Raw genomic sequence first — 26,872 nt, forward strand, 5'->3', positions numbered from 1 at the left:
TGGAGAAGGCCCCCCAACAGGGTGTGGGAAGTGTCGGTGGGCGGTGGCAGAGTGGCGGAAAACCGGGCCTCACGGGAATCCACAGACTGTGGATGACGTTGTGGAAACTACAGGGGTGTAACACTTCCTCTAGTGGTCCACCCGCCCATCGGGCACTACATGTAGTAGCGTCATCGACAACACAGCACCAGAACGACGGGCCTCCAACCGGGCCCAGAACCAGGGGAGATCATGGCCGTCACCGTGTACACCAAGCCGTCCTGCGTCCAGTGCACTGCGACGTACCGCGCCCTCGACAACAAGGGCATCCAGTACGAGGTGCACGACGTCTCCACGGACGAAGCCGCACTCGAGCACGTCAAGAGCCTCGGCTACATGCAGGCCCCCGTCGTCGTGACCGACGACGACCACTGGTCGGGCTTCCGCCCCGACAAGATCGCCACCCTCAGCGCCGAACTGGCCTGACGCCTCGCGGGCCACTCGGCCCGCGACGCCCGGTGGCGGGTGGACGGCCAGGAGGCTCGTCCCACCCCCCCCCACCACACCCTCCGGTCCGCAGTCCGCACCTTCGTCAGGGAGCGCACCATGAGCCGCCTCGTCTACTTCTCGAGTGTCTCGGGCAACACCGCCCGGTTCGTGGAGAAGCTCGGCCAGGACGCCGACCGGATCCCGCTGCACGCGAGTGAGCCGCCCCTGCGGGCGGACGGCCCGTACGTCCTGGTCCTCCCCACCTACGGTGGCGGCAACGGACACGGAGCGGTCCCCAAGCAGGTCATCAAGTTCCTCAACGACGAACACAACCGGGCACTGATCCGGGGCGTCATCGTCGGCGGGAACACCAACTTCGGCGAGGCGTTCGGTCTCGCCGGGGACATCGTCGCGCGCAAGTGCGGAGTCCCCGTTCTCTACCGCTTCGAAGTCTTCGGGACCCCCGACGACGTGGTGGCGGTCAACTCAGGATTGGAAGCATTTTGGACGCAGCAGTTGCAGACGTCGATCTGACGTCTCCGCAGACGGGGATGGACTACCACTCCCTCAACGCGATGCTCAACCTCTACGACGCGGACGGGAACATCCAGTTCGACAAGGATCGTGAGGCGGCCAAGCAGTTCTTCCTGCAGCACGTCAACCAGAACACCGTCTTCTTCCACAACCTGAAGGAGCGGCTGGACTACCTGGTCGAGAACGAGTACTACGAGCAGGCGACGATCGACCTGTACTCGATGGACTTCATCCAGCGGCTCAACGACCTGGCGTACTCGAAGAAGTTCCGGTTCCAGACGTTCCTCGGTGCGTTCAAGTACTACACGAGCTACACGCTCAAGACGTTCGACGGCAAGCGCTACCTCGAGCGCTTCGAGGACCGCGTCGTGATGACCGCGCTCGGCCTGGCGCAGGGCAACGAGCAGCTCGCGATCGACCTCGTCGAGGAGATCATCGCCGGCCGCTTCCAGCCCGCCACCCCGACGTTCCTCAACACCGCGAAGGCCCAGCGCGGCGAACTCGTCTCCTGCTTCCTCCTCCGCATCGAGGACAACATGGAGTCGATCTCGCGCGGGATCAACTCCTCGCTGCAACTCTCGAAGCGCGGCGGCGGCGTGGCCCTGCTGCTCTCCAACATCCGCGAGGCCGGTGCCCCGATCAAGCAGATCGAGAACCAGTCCTCGGGCATCATCCCCGTGATGAAGCTGCTGGAAGACTCCTTCTCGTACGCGAACCAGCTCGGTGCGCGTCAGGGTGCCGGCGCGGTCTACCTCAGCGCCCACCACCCGGACATCATGAAGTTCCTCGACACCAAGCGCGAGAACGCCGACGAGAAGATCCGCATCAAGACGCTGTCCCTCGGCGTCGTCGTGCCGGACATCACGTTCGAGCTCGCGAAGAACAACGAGGACATGTACCTGTTCTCGCCGTACGACGTCGAGAAGGTCTACGGCGTCCCGTTCGGTGACGTCCCGATCTCCGAGAACTACCGCGCGATGGTCGACGACTCGCGCATCAAGAAGACGAAGATCAAGGCGCGCGAGTTCTTCCAGACCATCGCGGAGATCCAGTTCGAGTCGGGCTACCCGTACATCGTGTTCGAGGACACGGTGAACAAGGCCAACCCGATCAAGGGTCGGATCAACATGTCGAACCTGTGCTCGGAGATCCTGCAGGTCAACACCCCGACCACCTTCAACGAGGACCTGTCCTACAAGGAGATCGGCAAGGACATCTCCTGCAACCTCGGCTCGCTGAACATCGCGCTGACGATGGACTCGCCGGACTTCGGCAAGACCATCGAGACCGCCATCCGCGGTCTGACCTCGGTCTCGCAGATGTCGCACATCACCTCGGTGCGCAGTGTCGAGGACGGCAACGACAAGTCGCACGCCATCGGCCTGGGCCAGATGAACCTGCACGGCTACCTGGCTCGTGAGCGCGTCTACTACGGCTCCGAAGAGGGCATCGACTTCACGAACATCTACTTCTACACGGTGCTGTTCCACGCCCTGCGCGCCTCGAACAACATCGCGATCGAGACGGGGGAGACCTTCGACGGCTTCCGCGACTCGAAGTACGCGTCGGGTGAGTTCTTCGACAAGTACACCGACCAGGTCTGGACGCCGGCGACCCCGCGCGTCGCGTCGCTGTTCGACAACGCGAACATCACCATCCCGACGCAGGACGACTGGAAGGCGCTGAAGGCGTCCATCCAGCAGTACGGCATCTACAACCAGAACCTGCAGGCCGTGCCGCCGACCGGTTCGATCTCGTACATCAATCACTCGACGTCGTCGATCCACCCGATCGCGTCGAAGATCGAGATCCGCAAGGAAGGCAAGCTCGGCCGCGTCTACTACCCGGCGCCGTTCATGACGAACGACAACCTGGACTACTACCAGGACGCGTACGAGATCGGCCCCGAGAAGATCATCGACACGTACGCCGCGGCGACGCAGCACGTGGACCAGGGCCTGTCCCTGACGCTGTTCTTCAAGGACACCGCCACCACGCGTGACATCAACAAGGCGCAGATCTACGCATGGCGCAAGGGCATCAAGACGATCTACTACATCCGTCTGCGCCAGCTCGCACTCGAGGGCACCGAGGTCGAGGGCTGCGTCAGCTGCATGCTCTGATCGCTTCCGCGATCTCCTGACTGGAGGCGCGGGGCGGCCCCGCCCCGCGCCTCCGGTTCCGTACTTGTTCTGCACCACCACCTCCGGAAGAACGCAATGACTCTCACCGACCCGGTCCACGCCACCGGCAAAGCCGTCCCGCTGATCCGTTCGGTCAGCGCGATCAACTGGAACCGAATCCAGGACGAGAAGGACGTCGAGGTCTGGAACCGCCTCGTCAACAACTTCTGGCTGCCCGAGAAGGTGCCGCTGTCGAACGACGTGCAGTCGTGGAACACCCTCACGCCGGAGGAACAGCAGCTCACCATGCGCGTGTTCACCGGTCTGACGCTCCTCGACACCATCCAGGGCACCGTCGGCGCGATCAGCCTGATCCCCGACGCGATCACCCCGCACGAGGAGTCCGTCTACACGAACATCGCGTTCATGGAGTCGGTGCACGCCAAGAGCTACTCGTCGATCTTCTCGACCCTGGCATCGACGCCCGAGATCGACGACGCCTTCCGCTGGTCCACCGAGAACGTGAACCTGCAGAAGAAGGCACAGATCGTCCTCGACTACTACACCGGTGACGACCCCCTGAAGCGCAAGGTCGCCTCGACGCTGCTCGAGTCGTTCCTGTTCTACTCCGGCTTCTACCTGCCGATGTACTGGTCCTCGCGCGCCAAGCTCACCAACACGGCCGACCTGATCCGCCTGATCATCCGCGACGAAGCCGTCCATGGGTACTACATCGGGTACAAGTTCCAGAAGGGCCTCGAGGGCGCTTCCGAGGAGCGCAAGCAAGAGATCAAGGACTACGCGTTCAGCCTGCTGTTCGAGCTGTACGAGAACGAGATCCAGTACACGCAGGACCTCTACGACCAGGTCGGGCTGACCGAGGACGTCAAGAAGTTCCTGCACTACAACGCCAACAAGGCGCTGATGAACCTGGGCTACGAGCCGATGTTCCCCAAGGAGACCACGGACGTGAACCCGGCGATCCTGTCGGCGCTGTCGCCAAACGCGGACGAGAACCACGACTTCTTCTCGGGGTCTGGGTCGTCGTACGTCATCGGCAAGGCGGAGAGCACTGAGGACGAGGACTGGGACTTCTGAGCCTGGTCCGACTCGTGGGGACGCCCCGCTGGCTTTGGCCAGCGGGGCGTTCCTCGTTGTGATTCGACCGGCGCCTCGTATCGCAGTGTTCTACCTACAAAGAGCGTCGTCTCCGAGCCGATCGACAAACGCATCATGGTACGCCATATCGAATAGTGACCCGGAATCAGGATAGACGGGGATATGCATCGAGCCGGCGCAACAAGCATTTCGTTGAGCGCCCGCTGAGAAGAGGTTGTGAGTCCGCATCTCAGGGCGCGCTAGCTCGCTAACCAGGCAAAGTTGCGACACCTGGGTGCAAGCAATCCTCACATCGGGAACCGCTTCGCGAATTGCCGAGATGACTTCCGCACGTGGATTATCGTGACTCCCTCGCCCATTCGACACGAAGGCGTGCCTAGGTTTGAGACGGCGAGGTGCCACGTCAGTGCTGCTGAGTGCGTCGGCGCGTACGTGCCTCCCTGACGAACTTGGCGCCCAGGCCGGCCCCGATCACGACGACCGGAGTGCCGACGAAGAAGAGGACGGACGATGGCTTCGGGAAGCTGTCAGCGATTGCGAGAAGTGCTGTGAGCGCTGTGATGACGACCAGTGTGTAGAGCAGCCATGCACGCATGAGCATTGCCCTTCCCTGCGTCGAATCAGATGTGTGCCAACCAGCGGCAGTCGACGCTCGATCCGCCCTTGACGATGGAGGATGGCGCGACGCTGAGGACGACAACGATGGCTGAGCATGCCGCTCCGCCGCCGCCAGGGGTCGGGCAGATTGCCGTACCGATGTCAGTACCACCGTTTGCCGCAAGGGTTTGCTGGTGGACCGTGTTGCCCGACCCCTCATCGGACGTCGGCGCTTGACCAGAGCTCGCGCGCGAGACTCCAACTCAGGCGGAAGACCGGTCGCAAGCTCAGAATGACCACGACGAGCAGCGTGCCGGCCTGCACGATGAGGAACGCCGCGAGCGCAACCGGGATGAACGCGGTCGCAGTCCAGGCCAGGGCGAAACCCACGAGGAGCGCCGCGACAACTCGCACGATCACGAGTTCTCGATGACGGTGCAGGACGAGCGCTCCTGCCGCAGCGAAAGCCAGTGGGACAAGGGCCTGCAGCGCGACCGCGATGGGGAACCAGAGATGGATACCGGTGGCGGGGGAACGCGTGGCCACGAAACCGACAACGGCAACGGCAACGAAAACACGCGTGATGTCACGAGCCAGCACGCCGCCAACAGCCGCCACCGAACCCGCCAACACGGAGACCGCAGCGATCATCGGAACGAAGGCTGTGTCGATTGCGTGGGTTCCGACGAAACCGAGCAGGTTGTCGATCGAGAGAAGGGCCGCGCCAGCGGTACCGAGGATCAACACCGAGGTGGGTCCTCTGCCGGCCGAGCGAGAGATTCGCGACGTGGTCATCCTTCGTCTCCGTCGAGCGGGCGGACGGAGTCTCCGACCGCCCGGTACGCAGCAGCGCACTGCTCCTTGAGACGCGGCCCGATCGGCGACAACGCCGCGATCCATCGGTCCTCGTCCATGATCTCCAACACGCGGGCCCGCCCGAGATCGTCGACTGCCGCGTGCGTGGCGGCCGAGACGCCGGGGAAGAGTGCGCCGTACTGATCGGCGGATACGCTTCGCTGCTTCGGATGCTGCACATACCGCTGGCTCTCGCTCGAGACGTACAGCACGCAGGTCGTCAGGTAGTCCTGCTCGGGCGTCAGTGGAACGGGTGACCCGAGATCGTTCGCTGTTCGCGGTGCTCCATCCGGAGGCCGCACGGCCGAGACGGTTGCGGGAGTACCGACGACGTACCAGTTCACACCCCGAGCGACTGCACGCCCGGTTCCGAACGTGCCGTCCCATTCCGCGAGGGTCTGTGGCACCGACGCCGCGTGCGCGTAGACGCGGATGAACGTCGGCTCGTCGTGGTCGAAGCAGTCGAAGCCACGCATGCTGTCCCAGAACGCGAGATCGTCCAGCAGGGTATCTGCCCGCGTGCAAGGTACCGTCGCGCGGATATCGGCCGCCAGGGTCTCCATCGCCGCTGCGTCGAGAGTCGCTACTGCCGAGCGTGGAGGAGCGTGCACCAGGGGCTGGGCATGCGGATGTTGATCGTCGGAGCCCGACGAGCACCCGGACAGGACAGCTGCGGCGACGCAGATCGAGGCGATGGCCTCGATGCTGCGTCGCCGCGATCGCTCTGGCATCACTGCCACTGCACTCCGGCCCAACCGATGCCGGTGAGGCCCTTCATCTTCTTGGTGGCAGCCACGTTCCCCCACGGGACGGACTTCGAGCGACCAGTGCCACAGTCCAAGGCCGTCCAGGTCGGAGCGTGCTTCGCATTGAACGACTTCCCCCAGATGCAGGGGCTCGAGTTGCCCTGATGCTTGTACCACTTGTACTGCACCTGGGTTGATGCCTTCGAGCCGATGACGCTGCAGCCGTTCAAGGACTGCGTCATCGTCGCGACGACCGCGAATGCTCTGTCCTTACAATCTCCCGACCGAGCGGAGCGTCCGTCACCGGCGACGACGACCTCCCCAGTGGGATCGAAGCTCTCATCGATCACGACGTTCGACGGGACCTCGACCTGCGTTGCGCTCTGGGCCTGCGCAGGCTCCGCGATCAGGAGTGCCGCCGCGGTTGCGGTGGTCACCACCGCTGCGAGGAGCGAGATGGACTTCTTCATGTCTTCTTCCCCTCGTTGCCGCCGAAGACACGGCGGCTGCAACCAGAGTGCTACATATCACCGTGCGGCACAACCTTGCGAGTACGAGCACTACCCGGCATCCGCGGACTCATGATGTGGCCGCCCCCCATGTTGCGTTTTCCTCATCGGGCCTCGTGTCGATGCCACAGAGCAGCAGTGAGGCGCCGGCGTGCCCGGGGTTACTGTGACGCCCTGCTGGCTTCGGTCGGCGGGGCGTTCGGTGTTGAACGACGCGTCTCATCGTGTCCGCTCGGCCGAGCCGCTAACGCTCCGGCGACGGCAGCGACTGCTCGCTCGATCGAGAGTCCGGGATGGTCCTCGCGGTACTTCCGGACATCTGTGGGATCGACCTCCGTGCCGGCCGGAAGGTCGATCGGCTCGCCGGAGCTCCAGCGCGTCGTCGCCATCCAGAGTGTGGCTGCCCCCATCCAGCCAGTCAGGAGCGGGCTCAGGTACAAGCACCCGTACGCCGTGGCTGCAGCGCCGACGACGACGGCGGGGATGCGGATCCACCTCTTCATGGAGAGCAGCATGCTCTGGCCGCCCTTGACATGCAAGATATGTCCGGTGGAAGATCAGTGCGTGATGCAGGGCGATCCTGGAAATTACGCTCGTCCGGGACTCGAGGTCCTTGGGGATCGCCAGGGCGGAGCGGTCCTCACCTGTCGCACGTCGCAGAACGCTGCGGCGTTCAGCATCACCGCTCAACGGCCAGGCGCGCGCTCGGTCGTTCAGGAAAAGGGGTAGAAGGTGATCTTCGTCGAAATGGTTGCGGCGGTGGTGACCGTGGTCTTCGTCGTGTTGCCCGCACGGGGCGTCATCGGCCGGAACTCATTCGTCGGTGTTCGTACGCGAGCGACGATGCAAGATGCGGCAGCCTGGCGCCGAGGGCACCAGGCTGCCGTGCTCCCGACCAGCGTTGCTGCCGGTGGCGTGATCGTTCTCGGGATGACCGCAGCGGCCACGGGGCGGCCGAACGACGTGTCCGCGGTGATCCTCTGCGCAGCTGTGCTGCTTGCCGGGGGGTTGTGGAGCGTCGCCGTTGCGCAACGAGCAGTCCGGGAGGCACCTGATGCTTCGCGTTGATGGCCCTGTCGTCCCTGAGCCAGTGGTAGCGGAGGTCCGCTGGAAGCCGATCCTGATCTTCACGGTCCTGGCCTGGGGCTTTGGATGGCTCGCCAGCCTGCCGCTGTGGATCGATCCGGTGGGCTTGGCGTCGGCGCACGCGCTGTGGGTCCTGCCGATCATGATGTTCACACCCTGCGCTGCAGCAGCGATCGTTGTGCTGCTGCAGCAACGCGTTCCGGTGCGGCAGGCTGTCCGGCAGCTCGGAATCGTCCCGCTCCGACCGGTCGGAAAGCTCCTGCGCTTCTCACTGGGTGGCATCGTCGTGCTTCCACTCGTCGTCATCGCCGGCATCGCAGTCGCCGCGCTCCTGCATTTCGTCAGCCTCGACCTCGTGACGTTCAGCGGATTTGCCGCGATACTTCCCGAGGAAGCGAGGGACCTTCTGCCGATCGGAGTACTCGTTCTCATGCAGGTCGTGTCGATCCCGATCGCCGCGATACCGAACGGGGTGCTTGCGTTCGGTGAGGAAGTCGGGTGGCGCGGCTTTCTGCTCCCTGCCTTACGACCTCTTGGTGACTGGGCCACTGTGCTGATCACCGGCATCGTGTGGGGCGTCTGGCATAGCCCGATCATCTTGCTGGGCTACAACTTCGATCGTCCAGACCTGGTGGGGGTCGTCCTGATGATCGTCGGAGCCACCGCCGTCGGAACGTTCCTCGGCTGGCTCCGGATCTGGAGTGGTTCCATCTGGCCCGCCGTACTCGGGCACGGCGCGTTCAACGCAGCGGGCGGTCTGGTGCTGCTGTTCTCGTCTGCGAAGTACCCGCCTGACCTCGCCCTCGCGGGCCCGCTCGGCGTCGGAACCTGGATCTTCGCAGCGGTGTTCGCAACGATCGTCGTCTGCTCGCGTCGATCGAGTGTTCTCTCTGACAGCGACAGCGACAGCGACCGGGACCGGGACCGGGACCGGGACCGGGACAGCGACAGCGACCGGGACCGCGGGCAAGGCGACGGCTGACGCCAGTACCAACGTGACGTGTCGGGCGGACCGCAGCCGCGCCTCCAGGCCGGATCGAGAGCCGAGCACCTGACCACCAAAACGAACAGGGCGGCTCTCCTCCTTCCGGAAGAGAGCCGCCGTGGTGTCTCGCAGTGGTCAGCGTGCCGACGGGACCGCCGTGCCGACGAGCTCAGCCTTCACGATGGCGGCTCCCGCGGACAGCGCGCCGAGCTTCGAGAGCGCGGCACCCCGCGCCAGCGGCGCCATGCCGCAGTTGGAGCTCGGGATGAGCTTGTCCGCGTCGACGAACTCGAGCGCTCGGCGGAGCACCTCCGCGACCTCCTCCGGGGTCTCGACGGTCTCGGTCGCGACGTCGATCGCCCCGAGCATGATCTTCTTCCCACGGATCAGCTCGACGAGCTCGAGCGGCACCTTCGAGTGGATCGATTCCAGCGAGATGATGTCGATCGACGACTGCTGCAGGAGCGGGAACGACTGCTCGTACTGGCGCCACTCCGCTCCGAGCGTCTCCTTCCACTTGTTGTTCGCCTCGATGCCGTAGCCGTAACAGATGTGCACGGCGGTCTCGGCGCGGAGGCCCTCCGCTGCGCGTTCGAGTGCGGCCACGCCCCAGTCCTGCACCTCGTCGTGGAAGACGGTGAAGGCGGGCTCGTCGAACTGGATGATGTCGACGCCGGCGTCCTGGAGCTCGCGCGCCTCCTGGTTGAGGATCGTGGCGAACTCCCACGCCAGCTTCTCGCGGCTCTTGTAGTGCTGGTCGGAGAGCGTGTCGATCATGGTCATCGGGCCGGGGAGCGCCCACTTGATCGGCCGGTCGGTCTGGGCGCGCAGGAAGCGAGCGTCGTCCACGAACACGGGCGCCCGGCGGCTCACGGCACCGACGACGGTGGGGACGGCCGCGTCGTACCGGTCACGGATGCGGACGGTCTCCTTGCGCTCGAGGTCGACGCCGTCCAGGTGCTCGATGAACGTCGTGACGAAGTGCTGGCGGGTCTGCTCGCCGTCGCTCACGATGTCGATGCCGTGGCGCTCCTGCTCGTGGACAGCGGCTCGGAGTGCGTCCTGCTTACCCTCGGTCAGCGCTGCCCCCTCGAGCAGCCAGGGGGACCAGAGTCGTTCGGGCTCGGCGAGCCAGGAGGGTTTCGGCAGGCTGCCGACGATCGCGGTGGGCAGGAGGGTGCTCATGTGCAGGTGGTTCCTGTCGGGTGGGGTGTTGATCAGAGGGAAGGGACGGCGGCGCGGGTGGCCCACCGCTCGAGGAGTGCTCGGTGCGGCGTGACGAGGTGCTCCTCGGTGTACCGGCCCTGGGTGATCGCGAGGCGGCTCCGTTCCTCGCGGTCGTACGAGACGGAGGGCACCGAGTAGTCCGTGTGCGCGAGGCTCGGGCGGTAGGTGCTCGGCGCGGCCGTGTTCGCGTTGTAGATCTCCGGTCGGTAGATCTTCTGGAACGTCTCCATGGTGCTGATCGTGCCGATGAGCTGCAGGTCCGAGTAGTCGTTGACCAGGTCGCCGCGCGTGTAGAACGCGAGCGGCGCCTTCCCGCCAGCGGGCATGAAGTACCGAACCTGCATGCCCATCCGACCGAAGTAGTCGTCCGTGAGCGAGGAGTGCTCGTGCTCGTACTCGGCGCCGAGGACCGGGTGGACGTACTCCGTCTGCCGGTAGGTCTGGCTCGTGGAGACGCTGATGCAGACCACGGGCTCGGCGGTGAACTGGTCCTGGAACGCAGCGGACTCCAGGAAGCGCTGGAAGAGCTGCCCGTGCAGCTCGCCGAAGTCCGAAGGGATGCCAGCGCTCTTGTCGAGCGACGGCAGCAGCACGGCGAAGTCGTAGTCGCGGAGGTACGAGGAGAAGTTGTTGCCCAGGATCCCCTGGTGGCGCTCACCGGTGTGCTGGTCGACGATCGCGACGTCGAGCATCTCGAGCAACGGGAACTCGCCGGATGAACCCTGGTCGACGAAGTGCGCCGTGACCGAGACGATGTCGAGCTCGACGCGGTACCGGTCGCCGTTCGGATTGTTCGACGACAAGAGGTCGTTGCAGCGTCGGTCGATCATGCCGAGGGCGGTGCGGAGGTTCTGCTGGCGGTGCTCGCCGCGTGCCAGGTTCGCGAAGTTCGTGGTGAGCCGGGAGCTGTCCGCGGGGGAGTAGTCCTCGTCGAACCGGGTCCTGCTGATGCTGAAGGTGAGGTCGTTCGCCATGGTCGGCAGTCCGTACGTCGAGTGCCCGAGGGCTCTGGGGAAGGTGTCCCACGATCATGACGGGAGGCGCGGGTCATCAGGTAATACCGAGGCGCTATGCGTCGGTATAGCTTGTGCCTATGGCCCGGGTCTCGAACGACATCACCCTGCAGCAGCTCCGGTACTTCATCGAGGTCGCGACGGAGGGCTCGATCAGCGCGGCAGCCGACTTGCTCTACGTCGCGCAGCCGACGCTGTCCGCGGCGATGAAGGACCTCGAGACGCGGATCGGACGCCCGCTCTTCACCCGCTCGGCCCGGGGGGTCGTGCTCACCGTCGACGGGGTCGAGTTCCTCGGGTACGCCCGACAGGTCGTCGAGCAGGTCTCCCTCCTCGAACAGCGCTACGTCGGCGGGCAACCGTCGCGTCGGCTGCTCGGGGTGTCGGCGCAGCACTACTCGTTCGCCGTGGAGGCCTTCGTCCGGATGGTCGAGGCGGCGGCGGCGGACGAGTACGAGTTCTCGCTCCGTGAGACGCGCACGTGGGACATCATCGAGGACGTCCGCACGCTGCGCAGCGAGGTGGGCATCCTCTACCGCAACGACTTCAACCGCCAGGTCCTCGGCAAGCTGATGCGTGACGCCGGCGTCGTGTTCACCCCGCTCTTCGTCGCCCAACCACACATCTTCGTCGCCCGGCGGAATCCGCTCGCGTCACGGGAGCGCGCGACCCTCGCCGACCTCGCCGACCTGCCACGGCTGACGTTCGACCAGGGCGCGAACAACTCCTTCTACCTGGCGGAGGAGATCCTGTCGACGATGTCGAGCAAGCGGGAGATCCGCGTCTCGGACCGGGCGACGATCTTCAACCTCATGATCGGCCTGGGCGGGTACACGATCTCGACGGGCCTCATCAGCGACGACCTCGATCCGGAGATCGTCGCCATCCCGCTCGACGTCGACGAACGCATCGAGATCGGGTGGATCGCGCACGCCTCGGTGCCCCTCACCGTGCAGGCGCAGGCGTACCTCGACGAGCTGCGAGCGGTGGTCATCGGCTACGGCGTCGAGCCGCTCGGGTAGACGGCCGGCAGACGGCGACAGGTGCGGTGACCGCTCGTGCGGTGACCAGCCTGGAGGCGCGACCCGCGTCCGTCACGCGGGTCACGCCTCCAGTCCGTCGCGTCGTAACGCCGCGGCCGCGCGCCTGCGGCATGATCGGGGGCGGTGTCCGTCCGGGACGCCTGCGACCAACTTGCATCATGGAGAGGCTGATGAACCCACAACTCATCTTCGGGATCGGCGGGGCTGTCGCCGTGCTGTGGGGTCTCACCATCGCGATCTTCAACCAGTGGGCGCAGAAGCTGCGTGGTGGCCGGCTCGCAAACGGACGGCCGCTGACACCAGGCTTCGTCCGGTTCATCGGGATCTTCCTGGTGGTCCTCGGGACGCTTTTCGTCGTCCTGGCCGTCACCGGGTTCCTGCCGGACCACGCGTCGTGGCGGTGACGCGGGCCAGCCGAACACCGGCGAAGTGACTTCCGAGGGTCAGAAGGCGGACTCTGACTCCTCGAAATTCGTCAACCACTCCGCCGAGACGGTCGGCGACGGTTGGGCGATCGACAGCGGACCAGGACTCGGTAGGTGCACCCGCAGCCTCGGTCGCGGCGGTGTCGCCTACCTCGTCGTCACCGCGCGCGACGCGGGGCCTGATCCCGCTGCCGACGTCGAAGCGGTCGAGCGGTTCTTGAAGCAGGAGGGCGTCGCCACTGAGCGTTACCAGAGCGGCGGCGCCGAACCGGTCCTCGGAGTTCGAGGTGCCGGCGGACCGCTGGCATCCATCGATTTCTTGGCCGATCCACGTGGTCACAGCATCCAGGGCGAATCGGCCTGCGTAGCCGGTGACTTCGACCGGATCAGCCGCGACAGTTTGGAGTAGCGACGGGCGCAGGAGCAGAAGGTGCCCGCCGATCTCCGGGCTGATGATGCCGTGCAACCGTGTCCACGTCAGCAGCGCGAGGGCGAGCACCTCGACATCGACGTCGGCGAGCCCGGACCGTTCCGCCCATACGGCGACGAAGGCCCTGAGCGGAGAAGCGTCCCCGGGCAGGTCGGCAGTGGATCTGCTCCCCGCTGCCACGGCTCCGAGCGCCTCGACGACCACGGCGATGTTCCGCGACGCAGCCGGGATTGCAGGAGGAGCCTTCCGCGCATGTCCCGTTCGTCGCGGACGGCGAAACCGGCCTGGCGGAACGCGGCACGGGCCTCCAGTCCGCGGCGATCGGACGGCGACGTCGACGCGGCGAGGGTGACCGAGCGCATGACTGCTCCGCGGAGGACGCCGTCCTGCCCGAAGCCGCCGCCGGCGCCGGGGAAGCCGAAGACGACCTGGTCCGTCGGCATGGGGGTCACCGCCGCTGCGGGTTCGTCCCACACGTTGCCGAGGACCACCACGGTCGCGTGGCCGATCCGCGGCGCCCGGAAGGCTGCCGTTTCCGGGAGGCGACGGTGGCCGACGCTGATCGGGTAGGCGGGGCACTACCTCGCGGGAACGGGCAGGATCCGCCGCCGACCGAGGTCGTCGAGGAGTTCCACGAGCCGGTCCGCCGAGTCGTGGCACTCCGCGAACCCCGCCTGCCGGATCTTGATCAGGGACGAGACGTTGTCCCACGTCGAGTTCAGGATCATGTCCGCGAACCGCCAGTCGACGAGGTCCGCGTACGGGGTGGCGACCAGCCCGTGCCGTTCGACCATCCGCTGCCACAGGTCCTCCCGGGAGGGCATCACCTGCGCGAGTTCCATCGACTGGGGTTCGGCGAGGTCCAGGCCGTGGTGGTCGGCGAGGCGCTCGAACAGGTGGCTCCAGCGGACGACGTCGCCGTTCGTGACGTTGAACGCCTGCCCGGCTGCAGCCGGCGCAGTGCCGGCCCAGTCGGTGGCACGGGCGAGGAGCTCGGCGTCCGTCATCTGGTAGAAGATCCCGTCGTACGTGGTGCGGGCGCCGGGGAACCGCAGCGGCAGCCCGAGCTCCTTCGTCATGCTCACGTACGTCCCGATCGCCATGAGCAGGTTCATGGGCGTGCCCTGCGCGTACCCGATCACGGCCTCGGGCCGGAGCACGGTCATCGCGAAGCCTCGGGAGGCGGCGCGCTCGCGGAGCAGGTCCTCCTGGTCGTAGTAGAAGTTCGGCACCATCAGGCGCGGGTCGTCCTCCTTCGCCGGCGTCCTGAAGCGCCCGAGGTGTGCCCCGTAGTACTTCATCCCCTGGTAGAGGGTGACGTGCCGGAGCGGAGCGCCGAGACGGTCGAGGGCGTCGAGCGTGTTCTCGAGGAGGGCGACGTTCGGGGCGATCTGCTCGGCGAGGTCCGCGTGCTCCACGTACGCGGCGAACGCGAGACGCGTCGTGTCGGCAGCCGGGCGCAGTCCGTCGACCGCCGCCTCGGTGTCGGACAGGTCGACCGGCAGGTGGTCCCACCCGGACACGGGCCCCTGCGGAGCGCGACGACTGGCCCCGCGGGTGCGGACACCACGGCGGGCGAAGTGCTCGACGACGCTGCGCCCGACGACACCACCGGCTCCGACGACGAGGACCACGTCGCTGCTGTCGGTTGGTGTCCCTGAGGCGGGCGTTCCGTCGGTCATGATGCGGCTCCTGTCGGGTGGTGAACGTTGCGCAGCTGCTGCCGCGCCGGTGCCGATCCTGCCCGGCGGACCCCGGCCGCAGTCCAGGAACGGTCCGCGACGAGCGACGAGCGACAAGCGACGGGCGGGAGGCACGGTGCCAGCTGGCACCGTGCCTCCCGTCCGTCACACCGACCGCCCGGTGTCGAGACGCACCGCCTCATCCGACAGCGAGGTGACCGAGCGCATGACTGCTCCGCTGAGGACGCCGTCCTGCCCGAAGCCACCGCCGGCGCCGGGGGAGCCGGCGACCTCGACACACCGATTCGTGGAGTCCTCGTCAGGATCGCCCCGCGCCCGACACTTCTGTAGTGAGAGGGGGCATCCGTGGAAGAGGACACCGAAGCCGACGCAGCACTGACTCGTCGGCTCGCGAGCGGGGAACGGACGGCGTTGGCCGACGCGTTCGACCGGTTCGCGCCGACACTGACCCGGTACGCGTGGGCACTGGCCGGCAGCAGGCAGGACGTCGAGGAGCTCGTGCAGGACACGTTCCTGACGCTCTGGCAGAAGGGCGGCGAACTCGACCTCGCCACGAGCGCACTGCTGCCGTGGTTGTTGGTCGTGTGCCGGAACCACGCACGCAACCAGTCCCGGCGCCTCGCGAAGGGGGCCGCTGACGAGCTCCCCGAGGACCTGCCGACGCCGCCCGACGCCGACGAGGCCCGCGAACGCCTGCGCTGGGTCCGCGACGAGATCGCGACCCTGGCCCCGACGGACCAGCGCATCTGCGAACTCTGCCTGCTCGAGGGGCACTCGTACGCGGAGGCTGCGCAGATCCTCGGCCTCAGCGTCGGGGCCGTCACCCAGCGGGTCTCCCGCTCGCGCGCACGACTGAAGAAGGCGGTGATGCACGATGAACACTGAGCCCCCCACCGGAGACGACCTGCAGCGGATGCTCGTCTCGATGAAGCAGACCGTCCTCGACCGTGCCGAGGACCGTCGCCCCGCACCGCGCCGACGAGGCCGCCGTGCCGGCATCGCCATCGGCGTCATCGCCCTGCTCGGCCTCGGTGCCACGAGCGGCGGTGTGGCCCTCGGGATGATCCCGCAGCCCTTCACCGCATCGGCACCGGCTCCTGCCCCGAGCCCTTCCGAACCGGCGATGCCCAGCACCCCGGCCTCGGCACCGGTCCAGGAGACGCCGGACCCCGTGCCGACACCGACCCCCACGCCGACGAAGGGTCCGTTCGCGCTCGACGATCCGTCGACGTGGACGATCTCGGGCAGCGAGGTCGGACCGGTCGCCCTCGGTGGCGACACAGAAGCGGAGAGCGACGACCTCGAGCGTGCGTACGGGTTGGTGCCGGCGACACCGAGCACCTGCACTGCGCCGGGGACCTGGGCACGCGACGGCAGTCCGACGTTGCGGATCACCGACGAGGCCGACGGCGTCAGCGGAGTCCTGATCGGTGCCGAGGGGGACCCGGCACGGACCGAGACCTCCGGACCGACGACCGCGGCTGGTGTCGGCGTGGGGTCGAGTGTCGATGCCCTCCGCACGGCGTACCCGTCGCTCCAGGAGCACGTGTCGACACCGACTGGTGCGTGGTCTCGGTGGGATGTCCAGCTGCCGGACGGCCTGGTCTCGTTCCAACTCGGCAACGACGGGATCCATGTGGACTCGGTGTGGGTGAGCGCCGACCGGAACCCGCCGACATCCGTCTGCGACCTCTGAGCACGACGGCGGGCGGGAAGCAGCCATTGGGGGGTGCTTCCCGCCCGTCCGTGCACAGATCGCGCGGCTACTGGGCCGTCCCGATCCTGCGTCCGCGTAGCGTCCCGCGCACCACGTCACCGACCCAGGGAGTCACCTCATGTCCGAGAACAACACCGTCATCCGCAGCATGCACGACCTCGGCCTCGCGGCCTGGTTCGGAGGTCAGCTCATGGGCGCGATCGGCCTCAACGGTGCCTCCGCCGGGGCGAAGGACCCTGTCGAGCGCCTCACCCTGTCGTCCGTCGGGTGGGCGAAGTGGGCGCCGGTGCAGCTCGCGGCGCTCGCGGTCCACGGCGTGGGTGGGATCGGCCTGATCATCGCGAACCGCGACCGTCTCGGTGTCCAGCAGGGCGCCCGGACGAACACGGGTCTGAAGCTGGTGCTGACCGGGGCCGCCCTGGTCACGACGTTCTGGTCGGCTGCGGTCGGCAAGAAGATGGCGGAGCACGCCCGGGAGGGCGCCGCGGGCACGACCGAGCCGAACGCGAACGCGTCGGACGCGCTCAAGGCGGCGCAGGGGCAGCAGAAGATCCTGCAGTGGGCGACGCCGGTCCTGACCGGTGTGCTGCTGGTGATGGGCGCGCAGCAGGGCGAGCAGCAGCGTTCGAAGGCCGGCATCCTCGACAAGTGGCGTCGCTGACCAGACCGGCTCCACCACCGGACGGGAGGCGCGGTGCCGGCTGGCACGGCGCCTCCCGTCCGTCACGTCGACGGCCGTGGTGCACCGCCAGCAGGAGGACCGCTCACTGCCCGGGGATCGCCACGATCCGCTCGTGGTCCCAGGGCTCGGTCCACCCGACCCGGTCGAACAGGCCGTCCAGCAGTGTCGCGGTGAAGCCCCACACGACGTACGACCCGGAGTCGGCGAGGACGGTGAACGCCGGCCCGCGCCAGGTGCGACCCGCCCGGCGGAACACGGTGGTGCCGCGGTTCTCCGGGTCGAGCAGGTCGGCCACCGGGGTGCGGAAGACAGCGGCGGATTCGGCCTCGTCCACGACGCGGATCGGGGACGGCGTGCGCCACCAGCCGAGCACCGGCGTGACCAGGTGCCGGGAGTGCGCCAGCGGCACGGGCGCAGCAGACCCGAGCACGTCGACGCCCGTGACGTCCAGGCCGGTCTCCTCACGCGCCTCCCGGAGTGCGGCAGCCACCACATCGGCGTCACCGGGGTCGACGCGTCCGCCGGGGAAGGCCACCTCGCCGGCGTGGGAGCGCAGGGTGCTGGCACGGGAGAGGAGGAGGACGTCCAGGTCCCGTGAGACCTCGGCCGCTCGTGCCGGTCGCTCGCTCGGGACGCGGTCGAGCGGGCCGAACAGCATGAGCACCGCAGCCTGCCGTGGGTCCGGTGCTGCCGGCATGCTGCTGACCAGTGGTGCGGCGCCGGGGGTGACGGCCGCCGCGAGCTGAGCCCGCGCGGTCACGATGCGAGCCGGTGGAAGCGGGCGGACGACGTACTGGGCATGACCACTCCGTCAGCCTAGGCATGAGTCGGGAGGGGTGCCCGTTGCCCACGGCGGGCGCGGTGCGCGAGACTCGGGGCATGGGGAACGAGGGAACAGGCCGATCAGAGGTCGTGGCCGTCAGCCGGGACCACGACCACCGGTTCAGCAAGCCCGTCGTCGACGAGGTGACGCTCGTCGAGGGGTGGGGCATCGAGGGCGATGCACACGCCGGGACGACGGTGCAGCACCGGTCCCGCGTCGCTCGGGACCCCTCGCAACCGAACCTGCGCCAGGTGCACCTGATCCACGCCGAGCTGTTCGACGAGCTCGACGCGTCGGGGTACGTCGTCGAGCCCGGCCAACTCGGCGAGAACGTCACCACCCGCGGGGTCGACCTGCTCGGGCTGCCAACCGGAGCGCTGCTCCACCTGGGCGACGACGCGTGCGTGCGGGTCACGGGCCTCCGGAACCCGTGCCAGCAGATCAACGGCTTCGAGCCGGGGCTGCTCCGCCAGGTGCTCGGCCGCACCGAGGACGGGTCCGTCTCGCGCAAGGGCGGAGTGATGGGCGTCGTCGTGACCGGGGGAGTCGTCCGGCCGGGCGATGGGGTGCGGGTCGAGCTGCCCGAGGGCGACCTCCAGCCGCTCAGCCCGGTGTGACGACGGGAGCGGTGCCCGGTCCGCCGTAGAATCCCGTGTGATCTCCGAGCGTCTCGAACCCAGCGGCATCGACCCGGCAGACCTGAGCGTCACGCTCCGGGTCCTCGAGCAGCTGACCGACATCGACGAGACGCACGCTGACTTCGTCCGCGTGCGTCAGGCGACGGCGAAGATGTTCAAGGCCGTGAAGCGCGCCCACCGTCTCGAGAAGCGGGCTGTCGTCGCCGACGCGGATCGTCGCGTCATCGCCGCCACCGCGACCGGGGCGTCCGACCGCATCGACGACGAGACCCGCGGCATCCCGATCAGCACCTCGTCCGGGTCGTCCACCGCCGGCACCCTGCTGAAGTCCCGCCCCTGCTACATCTGCAAGCAGCACTACACGCTGGTCGACGCGTTCTACCACCAGCTGTGCCCCCGCTGCGCTGCGATGAGCCACGCCAAGCGCGATGCCCGGACCGACCTGACCGGCAAGCGGGCGCTGCTCACCGGCGGACGCGCGAAGATCGGCATGTACATCGCGCTCCGGCTGCTGCGCGACGGGGCGCACACCACCATCACCACGCGGTTCCCCCGCGACGCGGTGCGCCGGTTCGCGAGCCTGCCCGACTCCGCCGAGTGGATGTCGCGCCTGAAGGTCGTCGGCATCGACCTGCGTGATCCCGCTCAGGTCATCGGGCTCGCCGAGGACGTCGCCGCGGCCGGCCCGCTCGACATCCTGATCAACAACGCCACGCAGACGGTGCGCCGGTCGACCGGGGCGTACCAGCCCCTCGTCGACGCCGAACTCGCACCGCTCCCGGACGGCCCACTGCCGGAGCTGGTCACCTTCGGGCACACGAACGACCGGCACCCCCAGGCCCTCGCACGCTCGGTCACGGCGCACCCGATCCTCGCCGCCGCCGCAGCCCGTGCGGACGAGCTCACTGAGCAGGCGATGGCGCCGGGCTCGAGTTCGCTCGAGCGACACGCTGCGGGCACCGCGATCGACGCCGGTGGGCTCGTGCCGGACCTGCACGACGAGAACTCCTGGACGCAGCGCGTCGACGAGGTCGACCCGCTCGAGATGCTCGAGGTCCAGCTCGCCAACACGACGGCGCCGTTCATCCTCATCTCGAAGCTGCGTCCCGCGATGGCGGCGAGCGCTGCGCGGCGCACGTACATCGTCAACGTGAGTGCCATGGAGGGGGTGTTCGGTCGTGCCTACAAGGGGCCGGGGCATCCGCACACGAACATGGCGAAGGCCGCCGTCAACATGCTCACGCGGACGAGCGCGCAGGAGGTGTTCGAGACCGACGGCATCCTGATGACGAGCGTCGACACCGGTTGGATCACCGACGAACGCCCGCACCCGACGAAGGTCCGGCTCGCGGAGGAGGGCTTCCACGCCCCGCTCGACCTGGTCGACGGAGCCGCCCGCGTGTACGACCCGATCGTGCGCGGCGAGGCGGGCGAGGACCTGTTCGGTGTCTTCCTGAAGGACTACGCACCGAGCTCGTGGTGACCGTCGCGGTCGGTGCAGCGCACTTCCACGACACCGACCGGCCAGCCCGAGGCAGGGGAGGGGGCGGGGTCAGTCCTCGATCGGCTTCTGCGTCAGGGTGAACGTCAGGCCGCTGAGGTCGATCGTCTGGTCCTCGCCCGTGGTGACGTCCGACGACAACCCGATCGTGGCGGTGACGTCGAGGACCGAGACGCCCGCCGAGGGCCGCACGAGCCACGAGGTCCGCCCGGCCGGGGTGAGCGCCGCGCTGTCGGAGGTGACGGCGAGTGAACTGGTGACGGCCTGCCGGAGTTCGGCGTCCCCGGTGATGTCCAGCGGCGTCCAGCTCAGGTCGGCCGACAGGTCGTCACCGGTGGCCGTGACGTCGAACGTCTGGTGGAACTGGTACGCGTTCCCCGGAACCATCCGCACCGCGGAGATGTCGACCGGGTCCGAGTGACCGTTCGTGATGTCCGTCCAGACGCCGTCCGGGTTCGCCGTCAGGGCGAGGTCCCCCGCGTGCACGGTCGACGAGCGGGTGCTCGCGTCGGCGTTCCAGAGGGCGAAGCTGCCGCCGCCGCCGAGCAGCAGCGTGATGCCGGTGGCGGCGGCGATGGTGCCGGTGACGATCGAGCGCACGGGGTTCCGTTCGGTCCGGGGAGCCGCGGGATGCCCTGAATCTACTGGTCCCCCGAAGTGCGGACACGGGCACCATCCACTTCACCGCCCCCCAGAACGCGGGACAGCGGCTGAGTCTGTCGGTTCCGACACGCGGCCGGGTTGCTGCTCGCCGGCATCGTCGACGTCGTCGTCGGCAAGGTGCGGGGAACCGAGGCGTCGGTCTGACGGTCGCCCTGTCCGTCTGCCGCGTCGTCCGTCAGAACCGTGTCGTGCCCCGCGACGCGCGCGGCCGCCCGTCGGGGTCGACCACGAGCTTCGCCGCCGGCGCCGCCCACAGCCGCTGCAGTGCCGACACCGGTTCCGGCTCGTGCTGGCGGACCCGCCCCGGCGGACGGGCGCCGGGCTGGCCGTCCTCGTGCCAGTGGTCGAGCGCCTGGGCATGCGAGCGCCAGAGGGCCAGGAGCTCGGCACCCGTGCCGTCGAGCCGCGGGTCGTCCGGCGTCGTCGCGAGGTGCTCGGCCCACAGCTCGTGTCGCAGGTCGCGGGCGAGTGAGCCGTCGGCAGTGTCGACGACCGCGCAGGTCAGCTCGCTGTCCGACGTCCAGGAGCGACGGTTGAAGTTGTCCGACCCGATGGTGAACCACTGGTCGTCGACGATGCACACCTTCGCGTGGATGTAGATCGGCCGGCCGGACTCGTGCTCCAGGTCGAACACCCCGACGCGGTCCGGGGCCGTCCGCCGGAGGGTCGTCATCGCGTCGATCTGCCCGAGACGGCTCGGCGGGCCGCTGAACACCCCGTCCGAGTTCGGGTACCGAGGCACCAGGATGATGACCCGGAGCTCCGGGTTCCGTTCGAGGGCCTCGGCGATGCCGGTCGCCACCTCGCGGGACCACAGGTACTGGTCCTCGATGCAGATCAGGGACCTCGCGGTGCGGAACGCCTTGCCGTACGCACGGGCGATGCTCCGTTCGCCCTCCGGCGCGAAGGGGAACGGCGGCCGCTTCACCCCGTAGGTCCGGAGGAGCTGCACGGCGTGCTGCCCGGCGGTCGGTGGCGGTGGAGTCCGCTCCGGCAGCGGCTCCGGGCGGCGCGGCATCCGGACCAGGCGCTGCAGCAGCATCCGGTACGGCAGGCTGCGGTCCAGCGGGTGCGGGTCGTCCCAGCGCTCAGCGAACACGGCGAGCACGTCGGCGACGACCGGGCCGCGGAGCTCCATCGACGCGTCGTGCCACGCGGGGCGGTCGCCGTACCGGGAGTCCATCGAGATCGCCTGCGGGTCGCCCTCGTGCCCGGCGTCGTCCCGGCGGCTGTGGCACAGGTCGATGCCGCCGACGTAGGCGACGTCGCGCGACGGGTCGTCGCGGTGCTGGATGACGAAGGACTTCTGGTGGTGCGAGCCGAAGAACCGGACGCGCTGGTCGAGGAGGACCTCACCGCCCGCGTCGTTGATCTTCCGCCCGAGCAGCTCGTTCGCCTTCGCGCTGAGCGACGCCGAGATCCGCTCGCCGTGGGAGCGCCAGATGAGCCCGCGGACCTCCACGCCGGCGCGGGCGCGGTCGGCGAGCAGGTCGCCGATGGTCGGGCCGTCCGGCAGCAGGCGCTCGTCGGCGTCGCCGCGCCAGTCGGTGAACCAGACACGGTCGCCGGGCTGCAGCGCCGACAGCTCCGCCTCGATCCGCGCGAAGTACGGTGCCCCGTGCACCAGGGGGCGGACGAGGTTGCCGTCGGACCACGCGGGGCCGTCATCGGTGCCGGCGTGCACCTCGGTCGCGGTGTTGCCGCGTTCGTCGCGGGTGAGGAACCAGTGACGCGCATCAGTGGGCACGGTCGAAGGATAGGGCCGCGCCCGGCCTCGGGCAGGACCGCCCCTCCGGGCCTGTGGGGGTCCTCAGCAGGCGGACGGGAGGCGGGGGACGAGTCCACACGTGCCTCCCGTCCGGCGGTGCGACGGCCGGCACCGGAACGATTCGCGGTTCTCGGAGCAACTGAGCCCTTCGTCGGAGGCGAGGGCCAGGATGAAGGGTGGAAGGGGAACAGCACCGATGAAGACCATCCGATACGACAACACCGCGATCCTCACGAGCGACGACGTCGCGGACGCCGTCATCGAGTACGCGGCAGCGCTCTCCGGCGGGGACCGGGCCGACACCGTGGCAGTGCCCGCAGTCGCCGACGACGGCACGATGACGACCACGAAGATCCTCATCGGCCCGACGAGCGAAGTCGTGGTGGAGGACGCCGAAGAGGACGAACTCGAGCTCGAGAACGACGAGTTCGTCGCCCGGCTCCGCGCCGCCGCCCGGACGTTCGGGCACGACACCGTCATCCACGCGGACACCCGGGCGGACCTCACCGAGGGCGACGACCAGACGGAGCCGCCGACGGCGGAGTGAGCCTGCGCTGCTCGACGCAGGAGTGCGGGAGGGACGGGGCGGGCCCTCGCCGCGCCTCCCGGCCGTCGTCCGTCAGGACGCGGTGGCCGCCGCCCGCAGGACCCGCTCCGCGTCGTCGAGGTAGTCGGCGAGCAGTGCCGAGGCGCCGTCCCGGTCCCCGGAGCGGAGCGCTGCGACGATGGCGTCGTTGCGCTCGACGAACCCGCCGTGGAACGCCCCCGGGTCGTCCGTCGTGAGGAACGCGAGTCGCATCTCGGCGAGCAGGGAGTCCATCAGGCCGTGCAGCCGCGTGCTCGGGACGGCTCGGACGAGTTCGGCGTGGAAGCGGATGTCCGCGCTGCCCACCGCTCGCCAGTCGTGCGCTGCTGCGGCCGTCCGGGCCTCCGCGACGGCGGCTGCAGCAGCGGCGAGGGCGGGTGAAACTGGCGTGCAGGCGCGGAGGCCGGCTTCTTCGAGCACCCGACGAGCGGCGTAGAGGTCGGTGACGTCCGCCGCCGAGAGCCGCCGCACGAAGACACCGCGGTTGAAGACGTGCTCGACGAGTCGGTCCCGGGCGAGCAGCCGGAAGGCCTCGCGCAGGGTGTTCCGCGAGACGCCCAGCTGGTCGCTCAAGCGCTCCTCGGACAGCCGGGTGCCCGGCATGAAGGCGCCGTCCGCGATCGAGGACCGCAGGCGTGCCGCGGTGGACTCTGCGCCGCTGACGGTTCGGGTCATGCGCCGATCCTCGCAGAGCCCGACAGCGCGGCCCGTGTGACCGCCGTGTTACAGATCACGGCAGGGTCTTGAGATTGTTGAACAATGCGGGCCAGACTGTCCCGCATGTTCGTCCTCATCGGCGTCGCCGTCGTGATCATCGGCTTCGCGTTGCGCGTCAACGCGCTGCTCGTCGTCACCGTGGCGGGCATCGTCACCGCAGCCATCGGCGGGATCGACCCCGTCGGCATCCTCACCGCGTTCGGCAGCGGCTTCGCGTCCAGCCGCAGCGTGACGACCTTCGCGCTCGTGCTGCCGGTCATCGGCCTCATCGAGCGCTACGGCCTGCAGGACCAGGCGAAGCGCCTCATCGCGAAGCTCGACAAGCTCACGACCGGGCGCATCCTCGCCGGGTACCTGGCGGTGCGACAGATCACCGCCGCCGTCGGCCTGACGAGCATCGGTGGCCCGGCGCAGACCGTCCGCCCGCTCGTGCACCCGATGGCCGAGGGAGCCGCGACCAAGAAGTACGGCCGGATCGACGAGCGGATGCGCGAGAAGATCAAGGGCTTCTCGGCCTCGTCGGACACCGTCGGGGTGTTCTTCGGCGAGGACGTCTTCGTCGCGGTCGGGTCGATCCTGCTCATCACGACCTTCGTCGACACCACCTACGGGCTCGCCCTCGAGCCGATCGACCTGGCGCTGTGGGCGATCCCCACCGGCATCGCCGCACTGCTCGTGCACGGCACCCGGCTGCTGCTGCTCGACCGCAGGCTCGACAAGATGGCGGCCGACCTCCACCAGGCCCAGGGGGTCCCAGCATGATCACCAGCGAATGGCTCTACTGGCTCATCGGCGCGTTCTTCATCGCCGTGTCCGTGTTCATCGTCACCGACCGCACGCACGCCAAGCGTCTCGGCAACGCGGCGTTCTGGGGCATCCTCGGGCTCTCCTTCTTCGCCGGCACCTTCGTGGTGTCCGGTGCGATCCCCGCATGGGCGCTCGGGATCGCCGTCCTGGTGATGGTGGCGCTCGCCGGACTCGGGTTCACCGGGACCACGAGCCGCACCCGTGTCGCGAGCGTCCCCGGTGCCGGAGTCGGCTCGGCGACCGGGCCGGCCGAACCGACCGCGGTCACCACCCGGCCGAGCTCCAGCACGAGCGTCCTCGCCACGACGAGCCCGGACGAGCGCGCGGGCTTCGCGCAACGGTTCGGCAACCGGCTCTTCATCCCCGCGCTGGTGATCCCCGTCGTCGCGGTGCTCGTCGCGACCCTCGGCCCGCTCGTCCGGATCGGTGGGGAGCCGCTCCTCGCCGAGGGGAGTGCGACCCTGACCGGGCTCGGCATCGGATCGGTGCTCGCCGTCGTCGTCGCGGTGCTCGTGCTCCGCCCGCCACGGCTCGACACCCCCGTCCGCGAAGGTGCCCGGCTGCTGCAGGCGATCGGCTGGGCGGCGCTCCTGCCGCAGATGCTCTCCACGCTCGGCATCGTCTTCACCCAGGCCGGCGTCGGTTCGGCCGTCGGGACGATCATCAAGGCGGTCCTGCCGGACGGGTCACTGTTCGCCGCGGTCATCGTCTACTGCCTCGGCATGGCCCTGTTCACGGTCATCATGGGCAACGCGTTCGCCGCCTTCCCGATCATGACCGCGGCGATCGGCTGGCCGGTGCTCGTGCAGGGCTTCGACGGCAACCCGGCTCCGATCTTCGCGATCGGCATGCTCGCCGGCTTCTGCGGCACGCTGGTGACCCCGATGGCCGCGAACTTCAACCTCGTGCCCGCTGCCCTGCTCGAGATGCGGGACAAGTACGGCCCGATCAAGGCGCAGATCCCGACCGCCGGGATCCTGCTCGTCGTCAACATGGGAGTGATGTACCTTGTCGCATTCTGACCCCGAACCGACGGACCTCGGGCGTTCGGCCTGGGCTGCGGGCTTCGCCGCCGTCGCCCTCGACAACGTCACGCGCGAGTACCCGTACGCCGCGCACCACACGACGTCGGGTCCGGACGACCGCGCACTGCCGGTCGAACTGCACCCCGCCTTCGCGACGTCGTACGACTGGCACTCGTCGGTGCACATGCACTGGCTCGCGACCCGCCTGGTCGCGTACGGGGTGCCGGCCGACCTGGAGGCCCGGATCACCTCGGTCCTGCAGGCCCACCTGTCGACGGAGCACCTCGCCACCGAGGCCGCGTACCTCCGCGAGACCCCGCACTACGAGCGCCCGTACGGCTGGGCGTGGTTGATGCGCCTGGCTGCCGAGGTGTCCGCCTCCGAGGTGCCCGCGATCCGCGCGCTCACCACCGGCTTCGCTCCGGTCGTCGAGGTGCTCGAGGACCTCGTCACCCGGTGGGTCGACGGCGCCGCGCACCCGGTCCGGCACGGGGTGCACTCGAACTCCGCGTTCGGGCTGCTGCTCGTGCTCGACGGCGCCCGGTCGCTCGGGCGGCACGACCTCGCCTCGACCGTCGAGCGCGCCGCCCGTGAGTGGTTCGGCGACGACGCGGGATGGCCCTTCGCGTGGGAGCGGAGCGGGCACGACTTCCTGTCCGCCGGGCTGGCCGAGGCGGACCTGATGCGGGCGGTGCTGCCGACGGCCGAGTTCGGTCCCTGGGCCCGGAGGTTCTTCGCCCAGGTCTCCGCCGGGGACACGATCCTCACGTCGACGACCGTCCGCGACGAGAACGACCCGCAGCAGGTGCACCTGTTCGGGCTCGACCTGTCCCGGGCCGGTTCAGCGCGCCGCATCGCGGACGCCCTGCGCTCCGCCAGGGCCGAGGACACCGCGCTCGCGGACCTGCTGGACGGCGCGGCCGACCGGCTGCTCGCTTCGGGTCTCGCCGCGAGCGTCGGCGAGGAGTACTACTCCACCCACTGGCTGGCGAGCTTCGCCTGGGACGCCATGGAGGCGCGCGAGCACGCGGCCCGCTGACCTTCCGCGGAACGCAACGTCGGCGGTTCCTCGCAGCGGTGTT

The 26,872-nt window shown here is 68.6% G+C and carries 29 protein-coding genes; 17 read left to right on the forward strand and 12 right to left on the reverse strand.

Annotated elements, in window-relative coordinates; translation table 11 throughout:
- Window positions 1–231 precede the first annotated feature (231 nt).
- The 4 genes from nrdH (at window position 232) to nrdF (ending at window position 4,223) form a co-directional block, all read left to right on the forward strand.
- Window positions 232–465: a glutaredoxin-like protein NrdH gene (gene nrdH, locus DEJ25_RS04560; RefSeq protein ID WP_058769310.1), complete on the forward strand. Its 234-nt coding sequence runs from the start codon at window positions 232–234 to the stop codon at window positions 463–465.
- Between the two features lie 120 nt (window positions 466–585).
- On the forward strand, window positions 586–1,002 hold the full coding sequence (gene nrdI, locus DEJ25_RS04565; protein ID WP_110904159.1) for a class Ib ribonucleoside-diphosphate reductase assembly flavoprotein NrdI: 417 nt from the start codon (window positions 586–588) through the stop codon (window positions 1,000–1,002).
- Window positions 1,003–1,019: 17 nt separating this feature from the next.
- Window positions 1,020–3,125 carry a class 1b ribonucleoside-diphosphate reductase subunit alpha gene (nrdE, locus tag DEJ25_RS04570; protein WP_111043929.1) on the forward strand — a complete coding sequence of 702 codons (2,106 nt, stop codon included), beginning with the start codon at window positions 1,020–1,022 and terminating at the stop codon, window positions 3,123–3,125.
- 96 nt (window positions 3,126–3,221) lie between these two features.
- Complete coding sequence (nrdF, locus tag DEJ25_RS04575) at window positions 3,222–4,223, forward strand: class 1b ribonucleoside-diphosphate reductase subunit beta (RefSeq protein WP_258366318.1); 1,002 nt, start codon at window positions 3,222–3,224, stop codon at window positions 4,221–4,223.
- 834 nt (window positions 4,224–5,057) lie between these two features.
- On the opposite strand, the gene DEJ25_RS04585 is transcribed toward nrdF, so the two are convergent.
- From DEJ25_RS04585 to DEJ25_RS16365, 4 genes are all read right to left on the reverse strand, one after another.
- Window positions 5,058–5,588 (reverse strand): hypothetical protein, encoded by a 531-nt coding sequence (locus tag DEJ25_RS04585; RefSeq protein WP_111043931.1) that lies wholly within the window; start codon window positions 5,586–5,588, stop codon window positions 5,058–5,060.
- Window positions 5,589–5,632: 44 nt separating this feature from the next.
- The gene (locus DEJ25_RS04590; protein ID WP_111043932.1) at window positions 5,633–6,259 is read right to left on the reverse strand and encodes a hypothetical protein; all 627 of its coding nucleotides are present in this window, start codon (window positions 6,257–6,259) and stop codon (window positions 5,633–5,635) included.
- Window positions 6,260–6,426: 167 nt separating this feature from the next.
- Window positions 6,427–6,912, reverse strand: a complete 486-nt coding sequence (locus tag DEJ25_RS04595; RefSeq protein WP_110904166.1) for a hypothetical protein — start codon at window positions 6,910–6,912, stop codon at window positions 6,427–6,429.
- Between the two features lie 200 nt (window positions 6,913–7,112).
- Entirely contained in the window at window positions 7,113–7,466 is a 354-nt protein-coding gene (locus DEJ25_RS16365) for a hypothetical protein (RefSeq protein ID WP_146240614.1), read from the reverse strand.
- A 217-nt stretch (window positions 7,467–7,683) separates the two neighbouring features.
- Between DEJ25_RS16365 and DEJ25_RS04605 the strand changes: the two genes are divergently transcribed.
- Window positions 7,684–8,019: an SdpI family protein gene (locus DEJ25_RS04605; RefSeq protein WP_111043934.1), complete on the forward strand. Its 336-nt coding sequence runs from the start codon at window positions 7,684–7,686 to the stop codon at window positions 8,017–8,019.
- A complete protein-coding gene (locus DEJ25_RS04610) occupies window positions 7,976–9,019 on the forward strand; it encodes a CPBP family intramembrane glutamic endopeptidase (protein WP_146240615.1) in 1,044 nt (347 codons plus the stop codon). The genes DEJ25_RS04605 and DEJ25_RS04610 overlap by 44 nt, the downstream gene beginning before the upstream one ends.
- A gap of 138 nt (window positions 9,020–9,157) precedes the next feature.
- On the opposite strand, the gene DEJ25_RS04615 is transcribed toward DEJ25_RS04610, so the two are convergent.
- Both DEJ25_RS04615 and DEJ25_RS04620 read right to left on the reverse strand, forming a co-directional pair.
- A complete protein-coding gene (locus tag DEJ25_RS04615; RefSeq protein WP_111043936.1) occupies window positions 9,158–10,207 on the reverse strand; it encodes a methionine synthase in 1,050 nt (349 codons plus the stop codon).
- Window positions 10,208–10,239: 32 nt separating this feature from the next.
- Window positions 10,240–11,223, reverse strand: coding sequence for a putative oxygenase MesX (locus DEJ25_RS04620; RefSeq protein WP_111043937.1), 984 nt, complete (start codon window positions 11,221–11,223; stop codon window positions 10,240–10,242).
- Window positions 11,224–11,342: 119 nt separating this feature from the next.
- Here DEJ25_RS04620 and DEJ25_RS04625 point away from each other — a divergent pair, with 119 nt between their 5' ends.
- Window positions 11,343–12,284 (forward strand): LysR family transcriptional regulator, encoded by a 942-nt coding sequence (locus DEJ25_RS04625; RefSeq protein WP_111043938.1) that lies wholly within the window; start codon window positions 11,343–11,345, stop codon window positions 12,282–12,284.
- A 191-nt stretch (window positions 12,285–12,475) separates the two neighbouring features.
- The gene (locus DEJ25_RS04630) at window positions 12,476–12,709 is read left to right on the forward strand and encodes a hypothetical protein (protein ID WP_111043939.1); all 234 of its coding nucleotides are present in this window, start codon (window positions 12,476–12,478) and stop codon (window positions 12,707–12,709) included.
- On the opposite strand, the gene DEJ25_RS04635 is transcribed toward DEJ25_RS04630, so the two are convergent.
- Together DEJ25_RS04635 and DEJ25_RS04640 are read right to left on the reverse strand one after the other, a co-directional pair.
- Window positions 12,672–13,364 (reverse strand): hypothetical protein, encoded by a 693-nt coding sequence (locus DEJ25_RS04635; RefSeq protein WP_111043940.1) that lies wholly within the window; start codon window positions 13,362–13,364, stop codon window positions 12,672–12,674. The genes DEJ25_RS04630 and DEJ25_RS04635 overlap by 38 nt on opposite strands.
- 374 nt (window positions 13,365–13,738) lie before the next feature.
- Window positions 13,739–14,842, reverse strand: coding sequence for an SDR family oxidoreductase (locus DEJ25_RS04640; RefSeq protein ID WP_111043941.1), 1,104 nt, complete (start codon window positions 14,840–14,842; stop codon window positions 13,739–13,741).
- Between the two features lie 366 nt (window positions 14,843–15,208).
- Between DEJ25_RS04640 and DEJ25_RS04645 the strand changes: the two genes are divergently transcribed.
- The 3 genes from DEJ25_RS04645 (at window position 15,209) to DEJ25_RS04655 (ending at window position 17,241) form a co-directional block, all read left to right on the forward strand.
- A complete protein-coding gene (locus tag DEJ25_RS04645) occupies window positions 15,209–15,748 on the forward strand; it encodes an RNA polymerase sigma factor (protein ID WP_110904174.1) in 540 nt (179 codons plus the stop codon).
- Window positions 15,738–16,559: a hypothetical protein gene (locus tag DEJ25_RS16580; RefSeq protein ID WP_111122171.1), complete on the forward strand. Its 822-nt coding sequence runs from the start codon at window positions 15,738–15,740 to the stop codon at window positions 16,557–16,559. The genes DEJ25_RS04645 and DEJ25_RS16580 overlap by 11 nt, the downstream gene beginning before the upstream one ends.
- A gap of 139 nt (window positions 16,560–16,698) precedes the next feature.
- A complete protein-coding gene (locus DEJ25_RS04655; protein ID WP_110904176.1) occupies window positions 16,699–17,241 on the forward strand; it encodes a hypothetical protein in 543 nt (180 codons plus the stop codon).
- Between the two features lie 103 nt (window positions 17,242–17,344).
- Here DEJ25_RS04655 and DEJ25_RS04660 read toward each other — a convergent pair whose 3' ends face one another.
- The gene (locus DEJ25_RS04660; RefSeq protein WP_375334539.1) at window positions 17,345–18,025 is read right to left on the reverse strand and encodes an NUDIX hydrolase; all 681 of its coding nucleotides are present in this window, start codon (window positions 18,023–18,025) and stop codon (window positions 17,345–17,347) included.
- A 116-nt stretch (window positions 18,026–18,141) separates the two neighbouring features.
- On the opposite strand from DEJ25_RS04660, the gene DEJ25_RS04665 reads away from it, so the two are divergent.
- Both DEJ25_RS04665 and DEJ25_RS04670 read left to right on the forward strand, forming a co-directional pair.
- On the forward strand, window positions 18,142–18,702 hold the full coding sequence (locus DEJ25_RS04665) for an MOSC domain-containing protein (protein ID WP_110904177.1): 561 nt from the start codon (window positions 18,142–18,144) through the stop codon (window positions 18,700–18,702).
- A gap of 37 nt (window positions 18,703–18,739) precedes the next feature.
- Window positions 18,740–20,206 carry an SDR family oxidoreductase gene (locus DEJ25_RS04670; RefSeq protein ID WP_111043943.1) on the forward strand — a complete coding sequence of 489 codons (1,467 nt, stop codon included), beginning with the start codon at window positions 18,740–18,742 and terminating at the stop codon, window positions 20,204–20,206.
- A 69-nt stretch (window positions 20,207–20,275) separates the two neighbouring features.
- On the opposite strand, the gene DEJ25_RS04675 is transcribed toward DEJ25_RS04670, so the two are convergent.
- Entirely contained in the window at window positions 20,276–20,824 is a 549-nt protein-coding gene (locus DEJ25_RS04675; RefSeq protein WP_111043944.1) for an alternate-type signal peptide domain-containing protein, read from the reverse strand.
- Between the two features lie 238 nt (window positions 20,825–21,062).
- The gene (locus DEJ25_RS04680; RefSeq protein ID WP_111043945.1) at window positions 21,063–22,634 is read right to left on the reverse strand and encodes a phospholipase D-like domain-containing protein; all 1,572 of its coding nucleotides are present in this window, start codon (window positions 22,632–22,634) and stop codon (window positions 21,063–21,065) included.
- A gap of 217 nt (window positions 22,635–22,851) precedes the next feature.
- Between DEJ25_RS04680 and DEJ25_RS04685 the strand changes: the two genes are divergently transcribed.
- Entirely contained in the window at window positions 22,852–23,202 is a 351-nt protein-coding gene (locus DEJ25_RS04685; RefSeq protein WP_110904181.1) for a hypothetical protein, read from the forward strand.
- 72 nt (window positions 23,203–23,274) lie between these two features.
- On the opposite strand, the gene DEJ25_RS04690 is transcribed toward DEJ25_RS04685, so the two are convergent.
- Window positions 23,275–23,916, reverse strand: a complete 642-nt coding sequence (locus tag DEJ25_RS04690) for a GntR family transcriptional regulator (protein WP_111043946.1) — start codon at window positions 23,914–23,916, stop codon at window positions 23,275–23,277.
- 105 nt (window positions 23,917–24,021) lie between these two features.
- Between DEJ25_RS04690 and DEJ25_RS04695 the strand changes: the two genes are divergently transcribed.
- The 3 genes from DEJ25_RS04695 to DEJ25_RS04705 are packed head-to-tail and all read left to right on the forward strand — an operon-like array spanning window position 24,022 to window position 26,829.
- A complete protein-coding gene (locus DEJ25_RS04695) occupies window positions 24,022–24,720 on the forward strand; it encodes a DUF969 domain-containing protein (RefSeq protein ID WP_111043947.1) in 699 nt (232 codons plus the stop codon).
- Window positions 24,717–25,787: a DUF979 domain-containing protein gene (locus tag DEJ25_RS04700; protein ID WP_111043948.1), complete on the forward strand. Its 1,071-nt coding sequence runs from the start codon at window positions 24,717–24,719 to the stop codon at window positions 25,785–25,787. Before DEJ25_RS04695 ends, DEJ25_RS04700 begins: the two co-directional genes overlap by 4 nt.
- Window positions 25,774–26,829 (forward strand): DUF2891 family protein, encoded by a 1,056-nt coding sequence (locus DEJ25_RS04705; protein WP_111043949.1) that lies wholly within the window; start codon window positions 25,774–25,776, stop codon window positions 26,827–26,829. Before DEJ25_RS04700 ends, DEJ25_RS04705 begins: the two co-directional genes overlap by 14 nt.
- Window positions 26,830–26,872: the final 43 nt, after the last annotated feature.

This window comes from Curtobacterium sp. MCPF17_011, assembly GCF_003234145.1.
Taxonomy (GTDB): domain Bacteria; phylum Actinomycetota; class Actinomycetes; order Actinomycetales; family Microbacteriaceae; genus Curtobacterium.

What these genes read in the sequence shown, in the direction of transcription:
- nrdH (WP_058769310.1), top strand. Translation starts at nt 232, where the DNA reads ATGGCCGTCACCGTGTACACCAAGCCGTCCTGCGTCCAGTGCACTGCG.
- nrdI (WP_110904159.1), top strand. Translation starts at nt 586, where the DNA reads ATGAGCCGCCTCGTCTACTTCTCGAGTGTCTCGGGCAACACCGCCCGG.
- nrdE (WP_111043929.1), top strand. Translation starts at nt 1,020, where the DNA reads ATGGACTACCACTCCCTCAACGCGATGCTCAACCTCTACGACGCGGAC.
- nrdF (WP_258366318.1), top strand. Translation starts at nt 3,222, where the DNA reads ATGACTCTCACCGACCCGGTCCACGCCACCGGCAAAGCCGTCCCGCTG.
- DEJ25_RS04590 (WP_111043932.1), bottom strand. Translation starts at nt 6,259, where the DNA reads ATGGAGACCCTGGCGGCCGATATCCGCGCGACGGTACCTTGCACGCGG.
- DEJ25_RS04595 (WP_110904166.1), bottom strand. Translation starts at nt 6,912, where the DNA reads ATGAAGAAGTCCATCTCGCTCCTCGCAGCGGTGGTGACCACCGCAACC.
- DEJ25_RS16365 (WP_146240614.1), bottom strand. Translation starts at nt 7,466, where the DNA reads ATGCTGCTCTCCATGAAGAGGTGGATCCGCATCCCCGCCGTCGTCGTC.
- DEJ25_RS04615 (WP_111043936.1), bottom strand. Translation starts at nt 10,207, where the DNA reads ATGAGCACCCTCCTGCCCACCGCGATCGTCGGCAGCCTGCCGAAACCC.
- DEJ25_RS04620 (WP_111043937.1), bottom strand. Translation starts at nt 11,223, where the DNA reads ATGGCGAACGACCTCACCTTCAGCATCAGCAGGACCCGGTTCGACGAG.
- DEJ25_RS04625 (WP_111043938.1), top strand. Translation starts at nt 11,343, where the DNA reads ATGGCCCGGGTCTCGAACGACATCACCCTGCAGCAGCTCCGGTACTTC.
- DEJ25_RS04630 (WP_111043939.1), top strand. Translation starts at nt 12,476, where the DNA reads ATGAACCCACAACTCATCTTCGGGATCGGCGGGGCTGTCGCCGTGCTG.
- DEJ25_RS04640 (WP_111043941.1), bottom strand. Translation starts at nt 14,842, where the DNA reads ATGACCGACGGAACGCCCGCCTCAGGGACACCAACCGACAGCAGCGAC.
- DEJ25_RS16580 (WP_111122171.1), top strand. Translation starts at nt 15,738, where the DNA reads ATGAACACTGAGCCCCCCACCGGAGACGACCTGCAGCGGATGCTCGTC.
- DEJ25_RS04655 (WP_110904176.1), top strand. Translation starts at nt 16,699, where the DNA reads ATGTCCGAGAACAACACCGTCATCCGCAGCATGCACGACCTCGGCCTC.
- DEJ25_RS04665 (WP_110904177.1), top strand. Translation starts at nt 18,142, where the DNA reads ATGGGGAACGAGGGAACAGGCCGATCAGAGGTCGTGGCCGTCAGCCGG.
- DEJ25_RS04685 (WP_110904181.1), top strand. Translation starts at nt 22,852, where the DNA reads ATGAAGACCATCCGATACGACAACACCGCGATCCTCACGAGCGACGAC.
- DEJ25_RS04690 (WP_111043946.1), bottom strand. Translation starts at nt 23,916, where the DNA reads ATGACCCGAACCGTCAGCGGCGCAGAGTCCACCGCGGCACGCCTGCGG.
- DEJ25_RS04695 (WP_111043947.1), top strand. Translation starts at nt 24,022, where the DNA reads ATGTTCGTCCTCATCGGCGTCGCCGTCGTGATCATCGGCTTCGCGTTG.
- DEJ25_RS04700 (WP_111043948.1), top strand. Translation starts at nt 24,717, where the DNA reads ATGATCACCAGCGAATGGCTCTACTGGCTCATCGGCGCGTTCTTCATC.